The sequence below is a fragment of the Tsuneonella sp. HG222 genome (assembly GCF_053819185.1).
On the sequence record NZ_JBSOQZ010000001.1, the window covers coordinates 1,530,326 to 1,555,824 of the forward strand.

Genomic DNA, 25,499 nt, shown 5'->3' on the forward strand with positions numbered 1-25,499 from the left:
TCTCAGCTATAATAGTCTTGCAGCGAGCGCACTTCAAGGTCGGCCGCCTTCACGCCTGCAATTGCCTGCGCCGCCGCCGAGGAAGCCGCCGCCGTGGTGTAGTACGGCACCTTGGACGTCAGCGCGCTGGCCCGGATCGACTTCGAGTCCATGTGGCTCTGCCAGCCTTCGGTCGTGTTGAAGATCAAATCGACCTCGCCATCGATGATCTTGTCGACGATGTGCGGCCGCCCTTCGGCAACCTTGTTCACCCGTTCCACCGGCAGGCCGTTCTCGGCAAGGAAATCGCGCGTGCCGCCCGTGGCGATGACGTTGAAGCCGAGCCCGATCAGCGTGCGCACGGGCGCCAGGATCTGCGGTTTGTCGCTGTCTTTCACCGACACGAACAACACGCCGCTTTCGGGCAGCATCGTCCCCTCGCCCATCTGGCTCTTGATGTAGGCAGTGGGAAAATCCCGGTCGATGCCCATCACTTCGCCGGTCGATTTCATCTCGGGGCTGAGCACCGGATCGGAGCCGGGGAAGCGGGCGAAGGGGAACACGGCTTCCTTGACTGCAATGTAATCGATGTCGAGCTTGACCGCCGGCAGGTCGACCAGCATCTCGCCGGCCATCACGCGCGCGGCGATCTTGGCGATCTGGCTGCCGGTCGCCTTGGCGACAAATGGTACGGTGCGGCTCGCACGCGGATTGACCTCGATGAGGTAGACCTCGCCGTCCTTGATCGCGAACTGGACGTTCATCAAGCCGCGCACGCCCAGCGCCATCGCCAGTTCGGCCGCCTGGCGGTGCATTTCCTCGACGATGGAATCGGGCAGGCTGTAGGGCGGCAGGGTGCAGGCGCTGTCGCCCGAATGGACGCCCGCCTCCTCGATGTGCTGCATCACGCCCGCGATCACGACCTGCTCGCCGTCGCACAGGGCATCGACGTCGCATTCGATGGCATCGCGCAGGTACTGGTCGACCAGCACCGGGCTGTCGCCCGACACGTTGACCGCGGTGGCGATGTAGGAATCGAGCTGGGCGTCGGAATCGACGATCTCCATCGCCCGGCCGCCGAGCACATAGCTGGGGCGCAGCAGCACCGGGTAACCGATGCGGTGCGCCACGGCGAGCGCCTCGTCGCGGCTCTTCGCGATGCCGTTCTGCGGCTGCTTGAGGCCCAGCTTGTTGACCAGCTTGGCGAACCGCTCGCGGTCCTCGGCCAGGTCGATCGCGTCGGGGCTGGTGCCGAGGATGGGAATACCCGCCGCCTCAAGCGCGCCCGCCAGCTTGAGCGGAGTCTGCCCGCCGAACTGCACGATCACGCCTACCAGTTCGCCGCGCGAATGCTCGACGCGCAGGATCTCCAGCACGTCCTCGGCGGTCAGCGGCTCGAAATAGAGGCGGTCGGAGGTGTCGTAGTCGGTGCTGACGGTTTCCGGGTTGCAGTTGACCATGATGGTCTCGAACCCGGCTTCGCGCAGCGCATAGCAGGCGTGGACGCAGCAGTAGTCGAACTCGATACCCTGCCCGATCCGGTTCGGCCCGCCGCCCAGGATGACGATCTTGCGCCGGTCGCTCGGCCAGGCCTCGTTCTCCGGCTCGCCGAAGGATGGCGCCTCGTAGGTCGAATACATGTAGGCGGTCGGCGCCTCGAACTCGGCCGCGCAGCTGTCGATCCGCTTGTAGACCGGCAGCACGCCCAGCTTCTGGCGCAGTTGCCGGACCTCGTCCTCGCTCGTCGCGCCGGCCATGGCGCGCAGGGCGTCGTGCAGCAGGCCGCTGCGCCGGGCCTGGGTTTCCGCCAAACCGCCCGCGACGCCGACCGAACGGACCGCCAGCGTGGCCAGGCGCTTGTCGGAAAAGCCCATCGCCTTCAGCCGGCGCAGGCCGGCGGCGTCGTTGGGGATGCCGTGCTGGCCGATCATGGACTCCTCGTAGATGATCTCCTCGATATGGCGCAGGAACCACGGATCGTAGTGTGTGATCGCGTGGATTTCCTCGCAGGTGAACCCTTCCCGGAAAGCCTGGCCGATGATGAGGATGCGGTCGGGCGTCTGCTTGCTGAGCGCGGCGGTGATCTCGTCGCGGGTGCAGCCTTCCAGCTCGAGCACGCGGTTGAACCCGTCGAGGCCGGTTTCCAGGCCGCGCAGGGCCTTCTGCAGCGATTCCTTGAAGTTGCGACCGATCGCCATGACTTCGCCGACCGACTTCATCGCGGTCGACAGGATCGGCTCGGCCCCCTTGAACTTCTCGAACGCGAAACGCGGGATCTTGGTCACGACGTAATCGATCGTCGGCTCGAACGCCGCCGGGGTGGCGCCGGTGATCTCGTTGGTGATCTCGTCGAGCGTATAGCCGACCGCCAGCTTGGCCGCGACGCGGGCGATGGGGAAGCCGGTGGCCTTGGACGCCAGCGCCGAGGAGCGCGAGACGCGCGGGTTCATCTCGATCACGATGAGCCGCCCGTCCTTCGGATTTACCGCGAACTGTACGTTCGAACCGCCTGTTTCCACGCCGATTTCACGCAGCACGGCGATGCTGGCCGAGCGCATGATCTGGTATTCCTTGTCGGTCAGGGTCAGCGCCGGGGCGACGGTGATCGAGTCCCCGGTGTGCACGCCCATCGGGTCGACATTCTCGATCGAGCAGATGATGATGGCGTTGTCGTGCCGGTCGCGCACGACTTCCATCTCGTACTCTTTCCAGCCGAGCAGCGATTCCTCGATCAGCACTTCGTTGGTGGGGCTGGCGTCGATGCCCGAGCGCACGATGCTCTCGAATTCCTGCCGGTTATAGGCGATGCCCCCACCCGTGCCGCCGAGCGTGAAGCTGGGACGGATAATGGCAGGAAGGCCGGTGCGCTCTAGCACTACGAAGGCCTCGTCCACCGAGTGCGCGATGCCGCTGCGGGCGCTTTCCAGGCCGATCTTGTCCATCGCCTGGCGGAAGCGCATCCGGTCCTCGGCCTTGTCGATCGCGTCAGCCTTGGCGCCGATCATCTCGACGCCGTATTCCTCCAGCACGCCCATCTTCTCGAGCGCGAGCGCGCAGTTGAGCGCGGTCTGCCCGCCCATCGTGGGCAGCAGCGCGTCGGGGCGCTCCTTGGCGATGATCTTGGCCACGATCTCGGGCGTGATCGGCTCGACATAGGTGGCGTCGGCCGTGTCGGGATCGGTCATGATCGTGGCGGGGTTGGAGTTGACCAGTACCACCCGGTACCCTTCCTCGCGCAGCGCCTTGATCGCCTGCGTGCCCGAATAGTCGAACTCGCAGGCCTGCCCGATGATGATCGGACCGGCGCCAATCACGAGGATCGAGGAGATGTCAGTGCGTTTGGGCATTATTCGCTTTTTCCCGGTGTCACGTACTTTTCGTTTCCGACGAATCCGAATTTGGTCGTCCCCGAAGCTTTCAACTCATTTAAGACACAGACGCTGGTGTCATAATCCGCTTTTGATGAGGGCTCGAAGCGGATGTCCCCCGTCGATTCCACCCAAAGTACGCCGGGCGGCGCGTGACAATTGTGCAGAACAGCAAGAGCATCGCTCTGATCAAAACCGTCGGAATAATCAGTAGCCATCGGTTCGGCGTTCGGTTCTGAAACGCTGGCCGATTGCGCACAGGATGCCGCCAGAATGGAGCTTAGAAGTGCTGCATATCTGCTTGACCAAAATCGCCTCACCCCAACATCCCAACGAACTTCTCGAACAGGTAGAAGCTGTCCTGCGGTCCCGGGCTGGCCTCGGGGTGGTACTGCACGCCGAAGGCCTTCTTGCCCCTGATCGAAATGCCGCAGTTGCTGCCGTCGAACAGGCTGACGTGGGTTTCCTCGACACCCTCGGGCAGGGTCGCGTTGTCGACCGCGAAGCCGTGGTTCATGCTCGTGATCTCGACCACGCCGTCCTCAAGCCGTTTGACCGGGTGATTGGCACCGCGGTGGCCCTGGTGCATCTTGCTGGTCGTCGCTCCGGCGGCGAGGCCGAGCATCTGGTGGCCGAGGCAGATGCCGAAGATCGGCACGTCCTTGTCCAGCAGCGCCCTGATAGTCGGCACCGCATACTCCCCCGTCGCGGCCGGGTCGCCCGGGCCGTTGGAAAGGAACACGCCGTCGGGCGAAAGCGAAAGGATGTTCTCGAGCGAGGTCTCCGCCGGCACCACCGTGACCCGCGCCCCGGCCTTCACCAGGTTGCGGAAGATGTTGTCCTTGCTGCCGTAGTCGATGGCGACGACGTGCGGGGCCAAGTCCCCGCCTTCCTTCTTCCACGGGGCACGGCCATAGCCCTGCCCCAGGCGCCAGGGGCCGCCCTCCCAGCCCTCGTGCTTTTCGCGGCTGACGCGCTTGGCCAGGTCCATGCCTTCCAGCCCGGGCCAGTCCTGCGCGCGTTTGAGCAGCGCGGGAATGTCGAACGCGCCGCGCGGATCGTGGGCGATGACCGCGTTGGGGGCGCCCTGCATCCGGATACGGCGGGTGAGTGCGCGGGTATCGACCCCGGCGAGCCCGATCTTGAGGTGGCCCTTCATCCAGTCGTCAAAGCTGCGCTGGCTGCGGAAGTTGCTGGGATCGGTCGGATCCTCGCGCACGATCGCACCAAGCGCGCCCTCGACGTTCGATTCGATGTCATCGGCATTCGCGCCCACGTTGCCGATGTGCGGGAAGGTAAAGGTCACGATCTGCGCGGCGTAGGAGGGATCGGTCATCACCTCCTGGTATCCGGTCATCGCGGTGTTGAAGCAGACTTCGCCCACTGCGGAGCCGACGTGGCCGAAGCCCCGCCCCCATACGACGGTGCCGTCGGCCAGGACGAGGACTCCGGTCGCATCCTTGGGTTGTGCCAAAGTCGTCGCAGGCGTGCGGGCGGCGTCGGCCATTCTTCGGGCGCTCCGTTCTCAAGGTTTCCGGCGATGTGTGCTAAGTCGCGGGCGCTAGAGACCGGTTGGTTGCGCGTCAACCTGTGCAACCCCAATTTATCCCGCTAATCGGCACTTCCGACGAAACTTGCAGCGAAAGAATATCACGATGCTCCGCGAAGATCTCAAGCAGGCGCAGATTGCGGCGATGAAGGGCGGCGACAAGGAACGCCTTGCCGCCGTTCGGCTGATCCTGGCCAAGATCAAGGACCGCGACATCGAGCTGCGCACCTCCGACAAGGCGACCGACGACGACGCGCTCGTCACGGAGGTGCTCCAGAAGATGGCCAAGCAGCGGCGCGAATCGATCGATATGTTCGAGAGCGGCGGCCGGCAGGAACTGGCCGACAAGGAAAAGGGCGAACTGGTGGTGATCGAGGAATTCCTCCCCCAACAGATGAGCGAGGCCGAAACCAAGGCCGCGATCGAAGCGATCAAGGGCGAGGTCGGCGCCGCGGGCATGAAGGACATGGGCAAGGTCATGGGCAAGCTCAAGGCGCGCCATGGTCCGCAGCTCGACATGGGCCGGGCGAGCGGATGGGTGAAGGAGTCGCTGCAATGAAGCGCTTGATCCTGGCTTTCCTGCTCGTGCTGAGCGCTTGCGGCGGGGCCGACCAGCCCGCGCCCGAGCCCACGCCCACGGCAACGATGGCGGCCGAGCGCACGCTGGTCGCCTCGGACTTCGATCCGGCAGCCTATGGCGCGATGGTCGAGGGGCCGGATGGCACCGAGGTCGAATCGGTCGCCACCGCAGCGGGCAAGGAAATCGGTCAGGTAACGAGCTACGTTGCCTGCAAGACCGATGGGCCGGTCTGCGACCCCGCGACCGCGCCGGAGGGCACCGTTTTCACCTACGTCCACCGCATCACGCTCGCTGCGGCACCGGGTGGCACCCCCTCGCCGGTGCCGACCGCGCTCGAGACGCCGCAGGTCGTCGAAATCGGCCCTACCCTGTTTCGTACCACCCGGCCGGCCACAGGCTTCAACCTGGCGGTCGGTTATTCCCGCGCCGAGGCCGAGGCCGCGCTGGGCGATCCCGAGGCGATCAGGGTCACCATCGACCGTAACGAGCTTGCCTGGCGGGTGACCGGCGGCACTGGATGGAAGCCCGGTGCGACGATCACCGTGTGGTGGCAGGGCACCGCTCCGCCCTCGGGCCCGCAAACCGCATACAGCCTCGAAGTCGACGGCAAGCAGGCCGACGTGCGCGGCCCGTTCCCGGCGGAGGAAAAATCGGCCGCGAACTAGCCCTCGCGGCGCCGTGGGCTTAGTGTCGGCCGCCTGATGGCGCTTTCACCGCAATGGCTGGACGAACTGCGTGCGCGCACCACGCTTTCGAGCGTCATCATGCGCACGACCAAGCTGACCAAGGCGGGGCGGGAGTGGAAAGCGTGCTGCCCCTTCCATAACGAGAAGTCGCCCAGCTTCACTGTCAGCGACGAAAAGGGTTTCTACCACTGCTTCGGCTGCGGGGCGCACGGCGACGTGATCCGCTGGATGACCGACCAGCGCGGGCTGGCCTTCATGGACGCGGTCAAGGAACTGGCGTCACAAGCCGGGCTGGAAGTGCCGCTCGCCGATCCACGCGAAGCCGAGCGTGCGGAACAGCGCGCGACGCTGACTGACGTCATGACTTCAACCCAGGAATGGTTTGTAAACAACCTCTTGGCTGACGAAGGCACCAGAGCGCGCGAATACCTGGCGTCGCGCGGCTTCGACGCCGCGACGGTGCGACAGTTCGGCTTCGGCTTCGCGCCAGACAGCCGCACCGCCCTCAAGCAAGCCATGGCTCATTATGACGAGGCCATGCTGATCGAGGCCGGTCTGCGCATCTCGGTCGAGGGCAAGGAGCCCTACGATCGTTTCCGTGGCCGGCTGATGCTGCCGATCCAGGACACGCGTGGCCGGGTCATCGCATTCGGCGGGCGTATTCTCGACAGCGGCAAAACAGACGCGCCCAAGTATCTGAATTCACCCGATACCCCGCTGTTCGACAAGGGCCGCACGCTCTATAACATTCACCGCGCCGGCCCCGCCTCGCGCAAGACCGGTCGCATCGTCGTGGTCGAAGGCTACATGGACGTGATCGCGCTCGCGGCGGCCGGGATCGCGGACGCCGTGGCGCCGATGGGCACCGCGCTTACCGAGGCGCAGATCGAGCTCATGTGGCGCCTGGTGGAAACGCCGGTGCTGTGCTTCGACGGCGATGCGGCAGGACAGCGCGCCGCCATGCGCGCCGCCACCCGGGCACTGCCGCTCCTGCGCCCTGGTCATTCGCTCGGCTTCGTGACGCTTCCCGCCGGACTCGATCCCGACGATCTGCTGCGCAAACAGGGCGTCAAGGCGATGGAGAAGATCCTGTCAGAGCCGCTCGGCCTGCTCGACACGTTGTGGCAGCACGAGCGCGAGGCGCAACCGGTGCGGACGCCGGAGGAGAAGGCGGGCCTGAAGGAGCGCCTGATCGCCCATGCCGATACGATCCAGCACCCCGACATCCGCTCGCTCTATCGCCGCGAACTGCTCGACCGCTATTCGGCGTTCGCCTTTCCCAAGCGCGAATTCCAGCCACGCCAGTTCACTCCCGGCCGGTTCGCCAAGGCGGCACCCGCCCCCAGCGACACCAACCGCCTGCGACGCGTGGCCGCGGGGTCGCGCGACCACTTCACGCAGGCCGTGCTGGCAGGTTTTGCCCGCCACCCGCGCGAGATCGGGCGCCATGCCGAGTCCCTGTCGCGGCTCGCGCGCGCCGAGCCCTCCACTGCGGCCAGCGTCGATCTGCTGCTCGACCTGTCCGAAACGCTCGGTCCCGCGCCCCTTGAAGGGTCCGACACCGACACCATATCGCCAGCAGGCCTAGCACCGCCGCCGGATAACACACGCTTCACCTTCCTGACGGAAGGGTCCGATCCGGGCGCCGCGCGCGAAGACCTGGCCGAAGCTATCGCCCTGCTGGTGGAGACGCCGGCATTGGAAGCCGCGATTGCCGAAGCCACCGCAAGATTCGAGTCCGACCCGGAGGGCGCTTTCGCAGAGCAGCAGCGGTTGCGGAAACGAAAGCTGGAAATCGAGTCGCGACTCGGGCAATTGGCCCGCAAACGCGCGGCCGGCCCGGCGCGGGAAGACAACGAACCTTCGGTCTCCGCAGAGGCCGGAAACCAGGATACGGAACAAGGGTAGCGATGGCGTCCGACGAAAACACCTCCAACGGCAGCGGTAACGGCGCGGACGACGCTCCGCTGATCGACCTCAACGAGGCGACGATCAAGAAGCTGATCGCGAAGGCCAAGCGCAAGGGCTACATCACCTACGACGAGCTCAACGCCGCCCTGCCGCAGGACGAGCTCTCGTCCGAGCAGATCGAAGACGTCATGTCCGCCATCTCCGAGATGGGCGTCAACATCGTCGAAAGTGACGAAGACGCGGGCGAAGAGGAAGAAGACGACAACGACGGGCCCGACGAAATCGCCAATGCCGACGGCGACGATGGCGAGCAGCAGCACGTCCCCGAGAAGAAAAAGGCCGCCACTACCGAGCGGACCGACGACCCCGTGCGGATGTATCTGCGCGAGATGGGCGCCGTCGAACTGCTCAGCCGCGAGGGCGAGATCGCCATCGCCAAGCGCATCGAGGCCGGCCGCGACACGATGATCATGGGCCTGTGCGAGAGCCCGATCACCTTCCACGCGATCATCATGTGGTCCGAAGCGCTGAACAACGGCGAGATGCAGCTGCGCGAGATCCTGGATCTCGACGCGATGCTCTCCAAGGAGCCGCCCGTCGACAAGATGGAAGAAGGCGCCGAGGACGACGACGACGGCGAGATTTCCGAAGAGACCGCCGGCCCCTCGTACAAGGAAGACGAGGACGAGGCCGAGGAGGAAGGGGAAGAGACCGACGAGGACGACGAGGACGGCGAAGGCCGCCCCCGCCGCCGCGAGGAAGAGGACGAGGAGGACAACACCCTCAGCCTCGCGCAGATGGAAGCCGCGCTCAAGCCGGCCGCTCTCGAGACCTTCGCCCGCATCACCGACCTGTTCAAGAAGTTCGAGAAGCTCCAGGCTGAGCGGGTCGACGTCCTGGGCCGCGGCGACGAATTCCCCAAGGCGAAGGAAAAGAAATACGAGGAGCTGCGCGAACAGCTCACCGCCGAGGTCGAGAGCGTGCAGTTCCACGCGACCAAGATCGAATACCTGGTCGACAACCTCTATGCCTTCAACCGCCGGCTGACCGCGCTGGGCGGCCAGATGCTGCGCCTTGCCGAGCGCCACAAGGTCAAGCGGGCCGACTTCCTGACCGAATACGTCGGTCATGAACTCGACGAGAACTGGCTGGCCGACATGGCCTCGCGCGACAAGAAGTGGGCCGCCTTCGCCGAGAAGGAAGTCGACGCGGTCGAACGCATTCGTGCCGAAATCGCCGACATCGCCGCCAACACAGGCATGAGCCTGGGCGAGTTCCGCCGGATCGTGAACATGGTCCAGAAGGGCGAGCGCGAGGCGCGCATCGCCAAGAAGGAAATGGTCGAGGCCAACCTGCGGCTCGTGATCTCGATCGCCAAAAAGTACACCAACCGCGGTTTGCAGTTCCTCGACCTGATCCAGGAAGGCAACATCGGGCTGATGAAGGCGGTCGACAAGTTCGAGTACCGTCGCGGCTACAAGTTCAGCACCTACGCCACATGGTGGATCCGGCAGGCGATCACCCGCTCGATCGCCGACCAGGCGCGCACCATCCGCATCCCGGTCCACATGATCGAGACGATCAACAAGCTGGTGCGCACCAGCCGCCAGTTCCTGCACGAGCAGGGCCGCGAGCCCACGCCCGAGGAAATGGCCGAGCGCCTGTCTATGCCGCTCGAAAAGGTCCGCAAGGTGATGAAGATCGCCAAGGAGCCGATCAGTCTCGAGACGCCGATCGGCGACGAGGAGGATTCGCACCTCGGCGATTTCATCGAGGACAAGAACGCCGTCATCCCGGTCGATGCGGCGATCCAGGCGAACCTCAAGGAAACGGTCACCCGCGTCCTTGCCAGCCTGACCCCGCGCGAGGAGCGCGTGCTTCGCATGCGCTTCGGCATCGGCATGAACACCGACCACACCCTCGAGGAAGTCGGCCAGCAGTTCTCGGTGACCCGCGAACGCATCCGGCAGATCGAGGCCAAGGCGCTGCGCAAGCTCAAGCACCCGAGCCGCAGCCGAAAAATGCGCAGCTTCCTCGACCAGTAAAGTTTGTCCGCCGCCCCGGGATTTGGCGGCGCGGCCAAGGCTTGCTAATCTTCCCTCTCGACAGGGAGGGAGCCAATCGTGAAGCAATCCATCGTCACGCGCATCGTGCGCGCCGCCGCCGCCGCGTTCGTGGCCGGGGCGGCACTAGGCTCGGCACCGGCCGCCGCTGCGCCTGACTGCGACCGCGCCTGCCTGAAGGGCATGGTCGATGCCTACGTGGATGCCCTGCTGGCACACGATACCGCCCGCCTGCCGCTCGCCCCCGACGTGCGGGTGACCGAGAACTCGAAGGTCATCAAGTTGGGCGAAGGCATCTGGAGCAGCGCAACCGGCAAGGGCACTTTCCGGCACGACTACCTCGACGTCGAGAAGCAGGTCGCGGCCGCTCACGTCCACCTGATGAAGGGCAAAACGCCGATCCTGCACACGGTCGTGCTCCACCTCGACGACGGCAAGATTTCCGGCATGGAACTGCAGGTCGAGGAGATTACCCCGGAAGACCCGTTCCAGCCCAAGGTCCTCGACCAGCCGGTGCGCCGGATGGACGATGCCCTGCCCTCCAGCGAGCGGATGAGCCGCGCCGACATGATCGCCACCGCCCTGCGCTACACCGAAGGATTGCGGATCGGCAATTTCGACGATGCGGGCGTGCCGTTCGAACCGCTAACCTACCGCGTCGAGAACGGGGTAATAACCGCAGGCGACGGCTGCTTCTCGCCGACCGAATGCCGGCTCAATCACCAGCGGATCATGCTCCACCCCGAGATCATCCCGAGCGTGGTAGCGGTCGATGAGGAAAACGGCACCGTCCTGCTCTGGATGAATTTCGGCGACACCGGCTCTTATGGCGAGGATATCGCGCTCGTCACCTACGAAGCGTTCAAGATGTGGGGCGGCAAGATCCGCACGGTCAACGCCTTCTTCACTTTCCTACCGTCGAGCACCCCGCGCTGGTGGAATTCCGAGGAGCCCATACCGCATAAGTATTGAGCGGCGGGTCTATTCGCGGCGCGGTCCCAACCGGTGAGCCACCGCTCCGAATGGCTAAATCCGGAACGCCGGACGCCACGTTTGACGATAGCAATTGACAAACTCAATTAAGTGCTGAGAATTCTCCTTGTGCCGGCGGACCGAGGCGCGCGACCACCGAGTCGTGACCCGCCCCGGCACTGTGAAATGGGGAGGGTTATTGATGTCACCTTGCGTCGTAGAACGTTCGTTTGCGCGCCGAGTCGCGCGCTCCGCCGCTCTGGCCGGGACGTGCCTTGCAGCATTCGTGTCCACCGGCGCAGCCGCACAGAACGAGGCCGAAGCGCAGGAGCAGGCAGCCGCGTCGCCGCTCGAAATCGTCGTCACAGCGGAACGCCGTGCGACGAACCTGCAGGACACGCCTCTCTCCGTCCTGGCGATCACCAGCGAGGCTATCGAATCGAAAGGCATCGAGGATCTCCAGGACCTCGCTGAGTATTCTCCGAACCTGACCATTTCGCCCACGCGCGGCAGCGGCAATAATGCCGCCAACTTCGTCATCCGCGGCATTGGCGGCGGCGGCGGCGCGACCGGCGAGCGCGGCGTAGGCCTCTACGTGGACGGCGTGTACATGCCGCGCACCACCGGCGCCGTGCTCCGGGTGCTCGATATCGATCGCGTTGAAGTCTTGCGCGGACCTCAAGGCACCCTGTTTGGCCGCAACTCGACCGGCGGGGCGGTGCGCATCTTCAGCAAGGCACCGACCGACAATTTCGAAGGCTATGTCCGCGGCACCTACGGTTCGATGAACCGTCGGGATGTGTCGGGCATGATCAACGTCCCGCTGGGTGAAAACCTCGCGTTTCGTGGCCAGGCCGCATGGCTGAAGCAGGACGGTTACGTTCAGAACGGTACGCAGGATCTCGGCAAGGAGGACGAACTGATCGCCCGCGGGCGGCTCCGTCTCGACCTCGGCGCTTTCGACGCCACGATCGGCGGCCTCTACAGCCGCTCCCGGACCAACGCCTCACCCCTGGTGTTCGAGGAATTCGACATGCGGCCGGGCATCGAGGGCTTCATCCAAGGCAACTATGCCGACCTGCTGAACGATGCGTTCAAGGCTGCCGGCGGCGCTCCGCTGGCGGCGTACAACGATCCGCGGATCGTGCGGGGCGACTTCACCGCCCCGGGCCTGTGCTTCATGGACGATTTCAATCCGGATTACGATCCGGCCTGCAACCTGTTCAACAACAACACCTACTGGCAGGGTGACCTGGCGCTGAACCTGGACCTCGGCGACAACTTCAGCGTCCACTCGATTACCGGCATCTCGAAGCTGAAGCACCGCGGCAACGTGGACTTCCAAGTGCTCGGAACCGAGGTCCGAAACGATCCGCTCGACAGCGACGTGATCTACCAGGAGCTTCAATTCAACGCTTCGTTGTTCAATGGCGTGCTCGATCTCGTCGCGGGCGGCAGCTACTTCCACGAGAAGGCGATCAACCCCCGCAGCGGTCTCGTGACCCGTCAGCATACCAGCGTCTATCCCGCAAACCCGGGCACTCCACCCAACGCGGATCGCGGGCTGTTCCTGCGGGCCGAGACGTATCTGGAGCAGGTGTCGGATTCCTACGGCCTGTTCCTCAACGGGACCCTGCACGTCACTGACCGGCTCAACCTGACCGGCGGCCTTCGCAAGGCGTGGGACAAGAAGGATTATTTGCAGACCCGTTACGCGGCGACAGACTTCACGCCGGCGCCGGGGACGACTTCGACAACCGTGGAGAAGTCCGCCGAGTTCGACGCGCTCGATTACCGTGCGACGATCGACTATCACTTGACACCCGATGTGATGGCTTATGCCACGCTGTCTAAGGCCTATAAGGCGGGCCTCTTCAGTTACACAATCGCCTCGTGGACAGCCGCCAACAACGCGACTGGCCCGAACCAAAGCCTCGGCATTAATCCGGTCCCGAACGAAAAGGTAATCAATCGCGAGGTCGGCCTGCGCGTCACCCTGTTCGATCGCCTGCGTCTCAATCCGACGCTGTTCGAGATGGATTATACCGACCGCCAAGCGGCCGTGCAGGTTACCTGCAATACCGGTGTACTTGTCGGCACACTCCCCGGTAGCGCGCAATGCCCGGTCGGCTTCCTTATCCTGGTGACCAATCAGGGCGATGTGAAGCTGCGCGGCGTCGAAGTGGATGGGCAAATCCTGGTGACCGACAACCTGTCGATCGACGGCTCGCTCGGCAGCACCGACCCGAAGCTCAAGGACGCACCAGCCGGGACCGTCAATCTGTTCCCGGACGTCGCTTCGCCGACCTGGAACCTCGGCGCGACCTGGAACGGTAACGTGGGCAACACCGGCGAACTCACCGCCAGCCTCAGCTACGCCCACATCGGCGAGCAGGAGACGCACCCGACGCGGGGCACGGATTCGTCCTATACCTTGCCGTCCTACGGCCTTCTCAACGGCCGCGTGCAGTTCGAATTCGAGAACCTTCCGCTGACGGTGACGCTCTACGGCCAGAACCTGCTCGACAAGACCTATGCAACCTACGGCCAGCGTTTCGGTGGCGGATTCTGGGATTCGGGTGCCGGCACCGGGCCGGCGGCACCGCCGCGCAATGCGCTGAGCGTCGTGCGCGGCCGCCCGCGCGAGGTTGGCGTGACCCTGCAGTACAATTTCGGCGGCTGACCGGCACTCCGATAATGCACCACCGCGATGCACCCGCATCGCGGTGGACGCCGGGCCGCTGACGGGGCACTGTGCGCGGTGTGGGACAGGGGTACGATTACATCGTCATCGGGTCCGGCTCGTCCGGAGCGGTGGTTGCCGCGCGCCTGAGCGAAGATCCCGCCTGTTCGGTCCTGCTGCTCGAAGCCGGCCCGCGCGACCTGCATCCGCTGCAGCTAGTGCCGCTGGCGTTCCCGCGCGTGGCGCTCGGCCGTTTCGGCACGTGGCAATTCCAGAGCGAGCCGGAAGCCGGGCTTAACGGCCGCCGCCTGCCCGTGCCGCGCGGGCGGGTGCTGGGCGGGACGAGTTCGATCAATGCGATGATCGCGATCCGCGGCAATCACGCGGATTACGATGGCTGGCAACTGCCGGGCTGGTCTTTCGAGGAGGTGCTGCCCTACTTCCGCAAGCTCGAAACGAGCTGGCGCGGAGCCGACGAATGGCACGGTGCGGACGGGCCGGTGGCGATCTCGCCGATGGCCGGGCCCGACCTACTATGGGAAGCGACGCTCGAGGCTGCCGAGGCGGCCGGCATACCGTATTGCCCCGATGCCAACGGTGCAGAGCAGGACGGCATCTCGCAGATGGAATCGACCATCGGCGGCGGCCGGCGCAGCAGCGTGGCCCGTGCCTACCTCGCCCCCGCAAAAGAGCGCGCGAACCTGAGGGTTGAGACGGGCGCGCTGGTCCAGCGCATCGTCGTCGAGAGCGGACGCGCGGTCGCGGTGGACTATCTGCAGAAGCGGCAGGCTCTGACCGCCCACGCGGGCACGGAGATAATCCTGTGCGGCGGGGCGATCGGCTCACCGCAGATCCTGCTGCTGTCCGGCATCGGCCCGGCAGACGAAGTGCGCGCGGCCGGTGTCACGCCGGTGCACGATCTGCCCGCCGTAGGACGCAACCTGGCCGAGCATCCCAACATCATCAACGAGCACGAGCTCAAGGACGACCTCGGGCTCACCCGCCACCTCAGGCTTGACCGCGCGGCCCGGGCGGCGCTGCAATGGCGGCTGACGGGCGGCGGGCCTTTTTCCTACACCGGCACGCTCGCCAATGTGTTCATGCGCAGCCTGCCGGGCCTGCAACAGCCCGACGTGCAGCTGATGCTGCTGCCGATGAGCGGCGACGCGCGGATGTGGCTGCCGGGGCAGAAGCCCTTCCCTGCCCGCCTATCCGCCCGGTGCGGGTTCCTGCAGCCGCAATCGCGCGGCAGCGTGAAGCTGCGCTCGCCCGACCCATGGGCGGCGCCCGAGATCCGGTTCAACATGTTCTCCGAGCCCGGCGACCTCGACGGCATGGTCCGCGCCCTCGAACTGAGCCGCTCGATCTACGCCCAGAAGCCCCTGCGCGACCTCATCACGCACGAAGTGAAACCGACCGCCGGCACCGCCGACCTGCGCGATTTCATCCGCCGCAATGCCCTCACCCGCTCGCACCCGGTCGGGACATGTCGGATGGGCAATGGCGAGGATGCGGTCGTCGATTCGCAGTTGCGCTTGCGCGGGATCGACGGACTGCGCGTAGCCGATGCCTCGATCATGCCGGCTATCACCAGCGGCAACACCAACCTGCCCTGCATCATGATCGGCGAAAAATGCGCCGACCTGCTGCGGGGGCGGAGCGTGCCGCTCAGCTCTTGCGCAAGGGCCATACGAACTGATTCACCAGCCCTTCGGGCGCTCTGACGCCATCGAGGCCATAAGCCGCCGGCCACCGGTCTTCTGGCATGTAATGGGTTCCAAAGAGGCGGTCGTATAGCGGCAGATGGACCGCAAAGTTCTTGTCGATGGCTGCCTCCTCGCGGGCATGATGCCAGTGATGATAGCGCGGCATCGCCAGCCATCGCTCGATGACCCGGTGACGCGGAGCGAAGTTGGCATGAATGAAAACCGCGTGGACCGAGACGAATCCGAGATAGGCGTAGAGCGCGCGGCTATCGAAGCCGAGGGCGACGAGGGGAAGCAGGACGAGCCCCCGCGTTACGATGACATCGACCAGATGGAGGCGCGATCCCGCGATCCAGTCCATCGTCTCGACCGAGTGATGGACCCGGTGAAACCGCCAGAGCAGCCCGATCCCGTGGAACGCCCGGTGAACCCAATATTGCGACAGGTCAGCGACGAAAATGCAGAGTACGAATTGCAGGGCCAGCGGGATCTTGCGAATTTCCTCTCCGAACTGAATGATGGCGATCGACTCCCCGAGGTTCACGACCGGCAACAGCACAAGGACGGACATCAGTTGAACCGACGCGTGGCTGAAGAAGAAATACTGCACATCGGTAAGCCAACCGCGCCGAAAGGTGCCTTGCGTCCGCCGCTGGGGGAAGGCGCGTTCCAGCGGTACGAAGACGGTCGCCGTCGTTAGGACGCCCAGAATGAACCAGTCGAGTCCGATGTAGAACCGTGCCCCTTCGGTCGGGCCGATCTCCGCCCCACCGCCCCCAAGCGCTAGCGCGACCGCCGCTACCGCGAGACCGGTTGCACCCAGAGCCTTCCGTCGGCGCAGGAGCATGGACAAGGCCGCCAGCAGCATCGCCACCAGGATGGCTGCATCGATCGCCAGCCGCACCGAGGGCATCGGATAGCTCGATCGCAAGTCGGGCACGGTCAGCCAGCCCGGGTGTTGAACGGCGAGTACCGCGCTGACGGCGAGCAACGCCAGCACGATTGCCAGGACACCACTGATCCAGCCGGTGCCGAAATCCCGCCGCCTGCCGTCGCCGAAGAAGTCGTTCAGCCACTCCTCCAGGCGAAAGGTCAGCAAAGACCCGGGCTCCCATTACCTGTAACCTGACGGCCCTCGATCGGATAGAGCGGGTCCGTGTAGCCGGGCGTCGAGGCGTGGCCGGGCGGAACCAGGGCATCGGCGAAGGTCTCGTCGGCGGCATCCAGCGTCACTTCGAGAGCCGACACGTAGGCGTCCCACTGCTCCTCTGTTCGCGGGCCGACGATCGCCGAACTGACAAGCCGGTTGTGCAGAACCCAGGCGATCGCCCAGGCGACGGTCGACACGCCCGCCGCTTGCGCGCGGTCGGCCACCTTGCGCGCAATCTCGAGCGATTCCGGTCGCCACTCGGTCTGCATGATGCGCGGGTCGCCGCGCCCCGCACGCGAATCGGCCGGCGGCTCTGAGCCCGGATCGTATTTCCCCGAAAGGACGCCGCGGGCGAGCGGGCTGTAGGGCACCACCCCGATGCCGTAATGGCCGCAGGCCGGCAGCTGTTCGACCTCGGCCAGGCGGTCGACCATGTTGTAGAGCGGCTGCGCGCAGACGGGCCGATCCATGTCGAGCCTGTCCGCGATGCGGCAGACTTCGGCGATGCGCCAGCCCTTGAAGTTCGACACGCCATAGTAGCGCACCTTGCCTTGCGCCATCAGGTCCTTGATCGCGCGCAACGGCTCTTCCAGCGGCGCCTCGTTGTCCGACTTATGGAAGTAGAGCACGTCGATGAAATCGGTGCCGAGCCGGCGCAGGCTGTCTTCCACGTCCTGGAAGATCCATTTGCGCGACTGGCCACCCTCGTTGGGCTTGGCGCCCATCCGGTGGCCGAACTTCGTCGCGACGACCCAGTGATGCCGGTATTCGCGGATGCACCGCCCGACCACCTCCTCGCACGCGCCGCCGTTGTAGAGGTCGGCGGTGTCGAGGAAGTTGACCCCTTGGTCGCGCGCCTTGTCGATGATGCGGCCGGCCACCGCTTCGTCGGTCGCGCCGCCGAACATCATCGTGCCGAGGCACAGGGGCGACACCCGAAGGGCGCTGCGGCCGAGATAGCGATAGTCCATGGTCTCTCCCGTGTTGCCCCACCCTATAGCTGACCTCGCCGGGGACAAAGCCCGTTTGCGGTGGCGGGGCTGCGCTCTAGTCACTATGTGCGGCGCATGAAGATCGCCATCGCCTCCGATCATGCAGCGCTCGAGCTCAAGGCCGCGCTGGTCGACTGGCTGGGTAGCGAGGGGCACGAAGTCGACGATCTCGGCCCTTACGACGGCGCCAGCGTCGATTACCCGGACTACGGCTTCAAGCTGGCCGAGGCGGTCGCTTCCGGCAAGGCCGAGCGCGGGATCGCGCTGTGCGGTTCGGGCATCGGCATCTCGATCGCGGTCAATCGCAACCCGGCGCTCAGGTGCGCACTCGTTTCGGAACCGCTGTCGGCCAAGCTGTGCCGCCAGCACAACGATGCCAACGCGATCGCCATGGGCGCGCGGCTGATCGGCCTGGACATGGCCAAGGCCTGCGTCACGGCTTTCCTCCAGACCCCGTTCGAAGCCGGTCGCCATTGCGGCCGGGTCGACAAGCTTTCGAAGACCCCGCAGGACGCCTGACATGACTTCCGCAACCGCCCCCGTCCCCGGACAGTCCGAGGCGCTCAACCGTTTCTGGAACGACAGTCTCGAGGATGCCGATCCCGAGGTCTTCGCCGCCGTCCGCAACGAGCTGGGCCGCCAGCGCGACCGGATCGAGCTGATCGCCAGCGAGAACATCGCCAGCCCCGCCGTGCTCGAGGCGACCGGCTCGGTCTTCACCAACAAGTATGCCGAGGGCTATCCCGGGCGCCGCTACTACGGCGGATGCGAATATGCCGACGTGGTCGAGACGCTGGCAATCGAGCGGGCGAAGAAGCTGTTCGGCTGCCAGTTCGCCAACGTCCAGCCCAATAGCGGCAGCCAGATGAACCAGGCCGTGTTCCTCGCGCTGCTGCAGCCGGGCGACACGTTCATGGGCCTCGACCTTGCGAGCGGCGGGCACCTGACCCACGGTTCGCCGGTCAACATGAGCGGCAAGTGGTTCAACGTCGTGCCCTACGGAGTGCGCAAGGACGACGAGCTGCTCGACATGGACGAGATCCGCCGTCTCGCGCACGAGCACAAGCCCAAGCTGATCATCTGCGGCGCGACGGCCTACCCCCGCTTCTGGGACTTCGCCGAGTTCCGCCGGATTGCGGACGAGGTGGGAGCCTATCTTCTGGCCGACATGTCGCATTTCTCGGGGCTCGTCGCGGGCGGGGCGCATCCCTCGCCCATCCCCCATGCCCACGTGGTGACCACCACGACCCACAAGAGCCTGCGCGGCCCGCGGTCCGGCGTCATCCTGTGGAACGACGAGGAACTGACCAAGAAGCTGAACATGGCGGTGTTTCCCGGCCTGCAGGGCGGCCCACTGGTCCACGTCATTGCAGCCAAGGCGGTCGCCTTCGGCGAAGCGCTGCGGCCCGAATTCAAGACCTATGCCGCGTCGATTGCCGAGAATGCCAAGGCGCTCGCCGCCAGCCTGCAGGAAAACGGCATGCGCGTCGTCTCGGGTGGGACGGACAACCACCTCATGCTGGTCGACGTCGGATCGCGTGGTTCGACGGGCAAGGCGGCGGAAACCGCGCTCGACCGAGCCTATCTCACCTGTAACAAGAACGGCATCCCGTTCGACACCAAGTCGCCGTTCGTCACCTCGGGCATCCGCCTCGGCACGCCCGCGGGAACCACACGGGGCTTTGGACCCGCGGAATTTCGCAAGATCGGCGGGCTGATCGCCGAAGTCGTCGAAGCCCTTTCGCGCAATGGCGATGAAGGCGACGGTCAGGTAGAAGAGAGTGTTCGCCGCCGAGTGGGCGAGCTATGCGCCGCGTTTCCAGTCTATCCCGGGAGATAATCGATGAACGAGCCCCAAGAACAACCCCCCCGCAACGACGACCTGGTCGCCGCCGCCAGCGAGGAGATCAAGGGTATGGCCAAGGGAGGCATGCACCACCCTTCGACTAAGCCGGTACTGGTCGGCGCGGCCGCGGGCGCGGTTGCGGGATTCATCCTGCCGGTGATTGGCCCGGTAATCGGCGGTCTCGCCGGCGCAGGCATTATGCTCTACAAGAGATTGCGCCCCTAAGGTTCTGAATGCGCTGCCCTTTCTGCGCCCATGACGACAGCCAGGTAAAGGATTCGCGGCCGACCGAGGACAACACCTCGATCCGGCGGCGGCGGCAGTGCGAGAGCTGCGGCGCCCGCTTCACCACTTTCGAGCGAGTGCAACTGCGCGAGATCGTCGTGGTGAAGTCGGACGGAAAGCGCGAACCCTTCGACCGCGGCAAGATCGAGCAGTCGGTCGCCCTGGCCTGCCGCAAGCGTAGCGTCGAGCAGGAGCGGATCGACCAGCTCGTCTCGGGCATCCAACGCCAGGTCGAGACGATGGGTGACGGTGAAATCCAGTCCGCCCGGATTGGCGAGATGGTGATGGACGGCCTGCGCCAGATCGACAGCGTGGCCTACATCCGCTTCGCCAGTGTCTATCGCGATTTCGGCGAGGCGCGTGACTTCGAGGAATTTGCCAGCAGCGTGCGCGATGCCGGGAAGAGCTGATGCCGGCGCAGGCTAACGCTCCGGTCATCGTCCTCGTCCGACCGCAACTGGGTGAGAACATCGGCAAGGCCGCGCGGGCGATGCTCAATTTCGGGCTCGTCGAGATGCGCCTGGTCGAACCGCGCGACGGATGGCCCAATCCCGCCGCCGGCCCGGCGGCCAGCGGGGCGGATATCGTGCTCGAACGTGCGCAGGTCTTCTCCACGGTAGCCGAGGCGGTCGGCGATTGCAGCCACGTCTACGCCACGACCGTGCGCAAACGCGGCGTGACAAAGCCGGTACTCACCCCGGAGGAAGCGGCCCGTGACATCGCCTCGCACGGTGCGGGTCGCAGCGCCATCCTGTTCGGACCCGAGCGGTCCGGCCTCGAAACCGGGGACGTCGCGCTCGCCCGCGCGATCGTGACCGTACCGATCAATCCGCAGTTCGGCTCGCTGAACCTGGCGCAGGCGGTGATCCTGTGCGCCTACGAGTGGTCGAAGACCCGTGAGCTTGTGCAACCCACGCTCGAGGACACGCTTCCCCCGGCCCCGCAGGAAGAGCTCGAGGGGCTGATCGCGCATTTCGAGACCTTGCTTGAGCCGATTGGATATTTCCGGCCGGCGAGCCGGGCCGCCTCGACCCGCCGCACGCTGCGCAGCCTGCTGACCAAGCCGGCCTGGAATCATCTCGAAGTTCGCACCTTGCGCGGGGTGCTCTCTGCGTTGGGGCGCAAGCCGGACCGGCCCTGATCCGGCCCATTGCCGACCGGGAAGCTGTTACATTCCGCGACTGGACAACCGGGACGGCGACTCTAGAATGCCGCGTCAACTGGGAGATTTGCCATGAAAGCGATCCTGTTGCCCGTCCTTGCACTTGCGCTCGCCCCGCTGGCTGCGGTGTCTGCGCAGACCACCAGCGGTCAGGAAACGTCGAGCTCCGACAAGGCTGCCGCCGCGAGTGAGGAAAAGCTGATCTGCCGCAGCGACAAGATGACCGGATCGCGGCTCAAGGTCCGCAAGGTTTGCATGACGAAAGCCCAGTGGGACGAACTGGCGGTCAACACCCGCAAGGGCTTGAACGATTACAGCCGCGGAACAGCGACCGGTCTGACCGAAAAGTCGCCCTTCGGGTCCTGACCGGGCGCACCCGCCGCCCCCCTTGCATACTTGACATCCGGCGCGCGGGAAGCCAAGGGCGCCGCTCGCGATTGGCTCCGCATCCCGGTGAAGCGGCGGCCGCGCATGGCAGGGACCCGTCCCTTGGTCATGCGGTGCGATACCGGGTTGAAGCGCCACCACTGGGGTGGCGACAGCAAATTGAAGGACACGACATGTCGAAGCGCAAGAGCGCCAAGTACAAACTCGACCGCCGGATGGGCGAGAACATCTGGGGTCGGCCCAATTCGCCGGTGAACCGCCGCTCCTACGGCCCGGGCCAGCATGGCCAGCGCCGCAAGGGCAAGATGAGCGACTTCGGCCTGCAGCTGCGCGCCAAGCAGAAGCTCAAGGGCTATTATGGCGACGTGACCGAGAAGCAGTTCAAGGCGACCTACCAGGAAGCCGCCCGGATGAAGGGCGACACCGGCCAGAACCTGATCGGCCTGCTCGAGCAGCGTCTCGACATGGTCGTCTATCGCGCCAAGTTTGCCCCGACGATCTTCGCTGCGCGCCAGCTCGTTTCGCACGGCCACATCCGTGTCAACGGCGTGAAGTGCAACATCGCGAGCCGCCGGATCAAGGTCGGCGACGTGATCGCGCTGGGCGAAAAGGCCAAGGAAATGGCCCTGGTCGCCGAAGCGCAGACCCTGGCCGAGCGCGACATCCCCGAATATGTCGCTGTCGACGGCAGCGACAAGGTGACCTTCAACCGCGTTCCTTCGCTCGACGAGGTGCCCTACCCCGTCACGATGGAACCGAACCTGGTCGTCGAGTTCTACTCGCGCTGATCCGGTCTCCGATTTGATTACGAAAAGGGCGGTCCATCGGGCCGCCCTTTTTCATTCGAACTACGACCGCCCCCGATGCTGAGAATCCCGGCAGCACACCCCGGTCCCTGCGTCCTTAAGGCATTGCGCCTTCGCTATGACGGACGGGCGGCCCCACGGGCCGCCCGTCTCCTGTTCCGCTAGAGCCCCATGCCCTGCCTGAGCGTCTTTTCAGCCGCGACCAGCATCCGCGCGCGGGCACCCGCATCGTCGAGCTGGTGGGCCAGCCCGTCGAATTCGATGTAATCAACCTGCTTGCCGGCATCCTTCAGGCGATCAGCCATCGTGCGCGACTGTTGAACGGCCACGTTAGTGTCAGTATCGCCATGGACCAGCAAGACCGGCGCCTTGAACTTGGCGGCATGGCGTGCAGGCGAACCCGAGGCGATGTGCGGTCCGTTGCCTATCGCCTGATCCATGATGCGGTAGTTCGAATAGCCCAGCGATTCCGCCCGCAGCGAGTCCAGGTCGGTTACCGGCGCAACGGCGACCACGGCCTTGAACAGGTCGGGTTCGACCACCTGCGACTGCAGCGCCGCGTAGCCACCGTAAGACCATCCGAAGATGCCGAGCTTGCCTGGCGCGGCAATGCCTTCCTTCTGCAGCCAGCGCCCGGCGTCGTTGATGTCGCCGATGGCGATGTTCCATGACTGGAAGCCGTTGCGCTGGAACCACTGGCTGCCGTAGCCGGTCGAACCGCGGAAGTTGGGCTGGAGCACGGCAAAACCGCGATTGGCAAAGTATTGCACCAGCCAGTCGAAACCCCATTCGTCGCGTGCCCAAGGGCCACCGTGCGGCATGACGATTGCCGGGATGTTCTTGCCATCGCTGCCGGGGGGCAACGTGAGATAACCCGGGATCTGCGTCCCGTCGCTCGCCGGAAATGTGATCGGCTTCATCTCCCCCAAGCTCATGCCCGCCAGTTCGGGGCGCGCGGGGAGCAAGGGCGCGAGTTGCCGCGTGCCCTTGTCGTAAACGTAGAACTGTCCCGGCTTCGTGTCGCTACCGGAAAATAGCAGCAGCTTGCTCTCATTGGCGCTGGCATCGACGATGTCGACACTCACCCCTCCACCCAGAGCCTTGGCGATGTCGGTGGACAGCTTTTTCAGGGCTGGGTCGAAATATTCGACATAGCGCTTTTCGGTCGCGTAGCTGGCACCCACAACACGCTGGTCGCGCCCGATGGTCATCAGGCTGTCGACATCCGAATTTGCCCGTCCGAGGACGAGCGACGTCTCGCCCGACCCATCCAGCTTCATCTGATACAGGCCGGTGAAACCGTTGTTCGAATCGAACCCGTAAGCAACGTCCGCATTGCTATCGACTGCGACCGGGACGAAGCCGTAACTAAGCGCGTTTTTCGTTTCGACGCTGCTGAGCGGCTTCCACCCGCCCTTCCCGTCCTTCGCACGGTAAAGGTAATTGGCGACCGATTTCGCGTAGCCATCGTTGTCGGTCGGGCGCAGTTGCACCAGTCGTACGTTGCCATGGCCGTCGCTGATGTATTCAACGGCTGACGAGCGCGGGCTTTCGATCTGACGGCGCGAATTATCGAGCAAATCCACCATCTCGACCGTGAGGCCGTCCGCTCTGCGGCCCGAAATCGTACCGGTGGCCTGTTGGGCCTCGACATCGCGCAGCATCAGGATCGCGTTGGGCCGATCAACCACGTTGAAGTCGATCACGCCGCCGCCGTATCGCGACTCGTACATTCCCGACGCCGAGACCTTTGCCGTCAGCTGGCGCATGTCCGAACCGTCGGGCGCAAGCGACACCATCCGGTTCGCCATCTCGATGTTCCGGCCGCTGCCTGTGCTGAACACGATCTGGCAAACGATGCGTGCGTCGAGGACATAATGACAGTTCGTGATGCGCTCGTTGCCCCCCTGGGCATTCAGGATCGGCTTGGTGCTGCCATCTGCAAAGTTGATGACCAGTGCAGCCTCGCCGCCCTGTCGGGGCGTGACGAGCACGGCGTGATCGCCCGCCGGTGAGATGGAAATGCTGCGCACGAACTCGCGCGCACCGAACTTCGCAGCTGCTTCCTCGCTCGTTTCGGCCGAGGCGACGGCCGGTGCGAGCATGGCGAGAAGCGGCAGCGCCGCGATGGAACGAAATTTCATGGTAGACCCCTTCGATATCCCTGGGGCCAATAAACCTGAAGACGGGTCCGCTTTCAAGCCGGACCGCTAAATCAGCGCGGGCTGGGATAATCTCGCCGAAATGCCGCGGCAAATTCGGCGAACCGCCCTTCCCCAATCGCGCTGCGCATGGCCTGCATCAGGTCCTGGTAGAAGGTCAGGTTGTGCTCGGTCAGCAGCATGGCCCCAAGCATTTCGCCGGCCTTGACCAAGTGATGCAGATAGGCGCGCGAATAGCTGGTGCAGGCCGGGCAGGCGCAGCGCTCGTCGAGCGGCGCCAGATCCTCGGCATGGCGCGCGTTGCGCAGGTTCAGCGGGCCGTTCCAGGTAAATGCCTGCCCGTTGCGGCCCGAGCGGGTCGGCAGGACGCAGTCGAACATGTCGACCCCGCGCTCGACCGCGCCCACCAGGTCGTCGGGCTTGCCAACGCCCATCAGGTAGCGCGGGCGATCCTCCGGCAGCATCGCCGGCGCGAAGTCGAGTGTGGCGAACATCGCTTCCTGCCCTTCGCCCACCGCCAGGCCGCCAATGGCGTAGCCGTCGAATCCGATGTCCCGCAGCTTCTCGGCCGAAACCTGCCGCAAGTCGTAGTCGAGCGCACCCTGCTGGATGCCGAACAGGGCGGCGCCCACGGCGTGCTCGCCGGCTCCGCGCTCGTCGATGGCGTCGAACGCCTCCCTGCTGCGCCTGGCCCAGCGCATGGACATTTCCATGCTCGCGGCGATCTCGTCGCGCGGGCGATCGGCGCGCGGGCATTCGTCGAAGGCCATGACGATGTCGGACCCCAGGAGGCGCTGGATTTCCATCGAGCGTTCGGGCGTCAACATGTGCCGTGTTCCATCGATATGGCTTCGGAACTCGACGCCGTCCTCGGTCAGCTTGCGCAAATCCGACAGGCTCATGACCTGATAGCCGCCGCTGTCGGTCAGGATCGGGCGCGGCCAGTTCATGAAACGATGCAGCCCGCCGAGCCGCGCGACCCGTTCGGCCCCCGGGCGCAGCATCAGGTGATAGGTGTTACCCAGCAGGATGTCGGCCCCGGTGGCGCGGACCGCTTCGGGCTTCATCGCCTTGACCGTCGCCGCCGTGCCGACCGGCATGAAGGCGGGCGTGCGGATGTCCCCGCGGCGCATGGCGATGCGCCCGGTGCGCGCCTTGCCGTCGGTCGCTTCGACGGCGAACTGGAAACGAGGGCTCGGGCTCATCGGGCCG

The 25,499-nt window shown here is 65.3% G+C and carries 21 protein-coding genes; 14 read left to right on the top strand and 7 right to left on the bottom strand.

The genetic code is table 11. The features are described 5' to 3' along the window. Positions 1 to 2: 2 nt before the first annotated feature. The 3 genes from carB to carA all read right to left on the bottom strand — a co-directional run bounded on the left by carB (position 3) and on the right by carA (position 4,854). On the bottom strand, positions 3 to 3,326 hold the full coding sequence (carB, locus tag ACWPMZ_RS07690) for a carbamoyl-phosphate synthase large subunit (RefSeq protein ID WP_455703419.1): 3,324 nt from the start codon (positions 3,324 to 3,326) through the stop codon (positions 3 to 5). Continuing rightward, the gene (locus tag ACWPMZ_RS07695; RefSeq protein ID WP_455703420.1) at positions 3,326 to 3,565 is read right to left on the bottom strand and encodes a hypothetical protein; all 240 of its coding nucleotides are present in this window, start codon (positions 3,563 to 3,565) and stop codon (positions 3,326 to 3,328) included. Before ACWPMZ_RS07695 ends, carB begins: the two co-directional genes overlap by 1 nt. 98 nt (positions 3,566 to 3,663) lie before the next feature. Next, positions 3,664 to 4,854 (bottom strand): glutamine-hydrolyzing carbamoyl-phosphate synthase small subunit, encoded by a 1,191-nt coding sequence (carA, locus tag ACWPMZ_RS07700; RefSeq protein WP_455703421.1) that lies wholly within the window; start codon positions 4,852 to 4,854, stop codon positions 3,664 to 3,666. 148 nt (positions 4,855 to 5,002) lie between these two features. Here carA and ACWPMZ_RS07705 point away from each other — a divergent pair, with 148 nt between their 5' ends. From ACWPMZ_RS07705 to ACWPMZ_RS07735, 7 genes are all read left to right on the top strand, one after another. Then, positions 5,003 to 5,455, top strand: a complete 453-nt coding sequence (locus ACWPMZ_RS07705; RefSeq protein ID WP_455703422.1) for a GatB/YqeY domain-containing protein — start codon at positions 5,003 to 5,005, stop codon at positions 5,453 to 5,455. Continuing rightward, on the top strand, positions 5,452 to 6,141 hold the full coding sequence (locus ACWPMZ_RS07710) for a hypothetical protein (protein WP_455703423.1): 690 nt from the start codon (positions 5,452 to 5,454) through the stop codon (positions 6,139 to 6,141). Before ACWPMZ_RS07705 ends, ACWPMZ_RS07710 begins: the two co-directional genes overlap by 4 nt. Positions 6,142 to 6,177: 36 nt before the next feature. After that, positions 6,178 to 8,070 (top strand): DNA primase, encoded by a 1,893-nt coding sequence (gene dnaG, locus ACWPMZ_RS07715; protein WP_455703424.1) that lies wholly within the window; start codon positions 6,178 to 6,180, stop codon positions 8,068 to 8,070. Between the two features lie 2 nt (positions 8,071 to 8,072). After that, positions 8,073 to 10,118 carry an RNA polymerase sigma factor RpoD gene (gene rpoD, locus ACWPMZ_RS07720; protein WP_455703425.1) on the top strand — a complete coding sequence of 682 codons (2,046 nt, stop codon included), beginning with the start codon at positions 8,073 to 8,075 and terminating at the stop codon, positions 10,116 to 10,118. 78 nt (positions 10,119 to 10,196) lie between these two features. Then, positions 10,197 to 11,108: a hypothetical protein gene (locus ACWPMZ_RS07725; protein ID WP_455703426.1), complete on the top strand. Its 912-nt coding sequence runs from the start codon at positions 10,197 to 10,199 to the stop codon at positions 11,106 to 11,108. Between the two features lie 163 nt (positions 11,109 to 11,271). Beyond that, entirely contained in the window at positions 11,272 to 13,791 is a 2,520-nt protein-coding gene (locus tag ACWPMZ_RS07730; protein WP_455703427.1) for a TonB-dependent receptor, read from the top strand. A gap of 80 nt (positions 13,792 to 13,871) precedes the next feature. Then, complete coding sequence (locus tag ACWPMZ_RS07735) at positions 13,872 to 15,515, top strand: GMC family oxidoreductase (RefSeq protein ID WP_455703428.1); 1,644 nt, start codon at positions 13,872 to 13,874, stop codon at positions 15,513 to 15,515. Here ACWPMZ_RS07735 and ACWPMZ_RS07740 read toward each other — a convergent pair. Further along, the gene (locus ACWPMZ_RS07740) at positions 15,460 to 16,596 is read right to left on the bottom strand and encodes a sterol desaturase family protein (RefSeq protein WP_455703429.1); all 1,137 of its coding nucleotides are present in this window, start codon (positions 16,594 to 16,596) and stop codon (positions 15,460 to 15,462) included. The genes ACWPMZ_RS07735 and ACWPMZ_RS07740 overlap by 56 nt on opposite strands. Continuing rightward, entirely contained in the window at positions 16,590 to 17,618 is a 1,029-nt protein-coding gene (locus ACWPMZ_RS07745; protein WP_455703430.1) for an aldo/keto reductase, read from the bottom strand. Before ACWPMZ_RS07745 ends, ACWPMZ_RS07740 begins: the two co-directional genes overlap by 7 nt. A 96-nt stretch (positions 17,619 to 17,714) precedes the next feature. Between ACWPMZ_RS07745 and rpiB the strand changes: the two genes are divergently transcribed. The 7 genes from rpiB to rpsD all read left to right on the top strand — a co-directional run bounded on the left by rpiB (position 17,715) and on the right by rpsD (position 22,107). Next, entirely contained in the window at positions 17,715 to 18,158 is a 444-nt protein-coding gene (gene rpiB / locus ACWPMZ_RS07750; RefSeq protein ID WP_455703431.1) for a ribose 5-phosphate isomerase B, read from the top strand. Between the two features lies 1 nt (position 18,159). After that, positions 18,160 to 19,479, top strand: coding sequence for a serine hydroxymethyltransferase (gene glyA / locus ACWPMZ_RS07755; RefSeq protein WP_455703432.1), 1,320 nt, complete (start codon positions 18,160 to 18,162; stop codon positions 19,477 to 19,479). Between the two features lie 3 nt (positions 19,480 to 19,482). After that, a complete protein-coding gene (locus ACWPMZ_RS07760) occupies positions 19,483 to 19,710 on the top strand; it encodes a hypothetical protein (RefSeq protein WP_455703433.1) in 228 nt (75 codons plus the stop codon). 8 nt (positions 19,711 to 19,718) lie between these two features. Next, entirely contained in the window at positions 19,719 to 20,180 is a 462-nt protein-coding gene (nrdR, locus tag ACWPMZ_RS07765; RefSeq protein ID WP_455703434.1) for a transcriptional regulator NrdR, read from the top strand. Then, positions 20,180 to 20,911 carry an RNA methyltransferase gene (locus ACWPMZ_RS07770; RefSeq protein WP_455703435.1) on the top strand — a complete coding sequence of 244 codons (732 nt, stop codon included), beginning with the start codon at positions 20,180 to 20,182 and terminating at the stop codon, positions 20,909 to 20,911. Before nrdR ends, ACWPMZ_RS07770 begins: the two co-directional genes overlap by 1 nt. A 93-nt stretch (positions 20,912 to 21,004) precedes the next feature. Beyond that, positions 21,005 to 21,298: a hypothetical protein gene (locus tag ACWPMZ_RS07775; protein WP_455703436.1), complete on the top strand. Its 294-nt coding sequence runs from the start codon at positions 21,005 to 21,007 to the stop codon at positions 21,296 to 21,298. 194 nt (positions 21,299 to 21,492) lie between these two features. Next, a complete protein-coding gene (gene rpsD, locus ACWPMZ_RS07780; RefSeq protein ID WP_455703437.1) occupies positions 21,493 to 22,107 on the top strand; it encodes a 30S ribosomal protein S4 in 615 nt (204 codons plus the stop codon). A gap of 179 nt (positions 22,108 to 22,286) precedes the next feature. Here the strand turns inward: rpsD and ACWPMZ_RS07785 are convergent, their stop codons facing one another. Together ACWPMZ_RS07785 and tgt are read right to left on the bottom strand one after the other, a co-directional pair. After that, positions 22,287 to 24,326 (bottom strand): alpha/beta hydrolase family protein, encoded by a 2,040-nt coding sequence (locus ACWPMZ_RS07785; protein WP_455703438.1) that lies wholly within the window; start codon positions 24,324 to 24,326, stop codon positions 22,287 to 22,289. Between the two features lie 14 nt (positions 24,327 to 24,340). Then, positions 24,341 to 25,492 (bottom strand): tRNA guanosine(34) transglycosylase Tgt, encoded by a 1,152-nt coding sequence (tgt, locus tag ACWPMZ_RS07790; RefSeq protein ID WP_455703439.1) that lies wholly within the window; start codon positions 25,490 to 25,492, stop codon positions 24,341 to 24,343. Between the last annotated feature and the right edge of the window lie 7 nt (positions 25,493 to 25,499).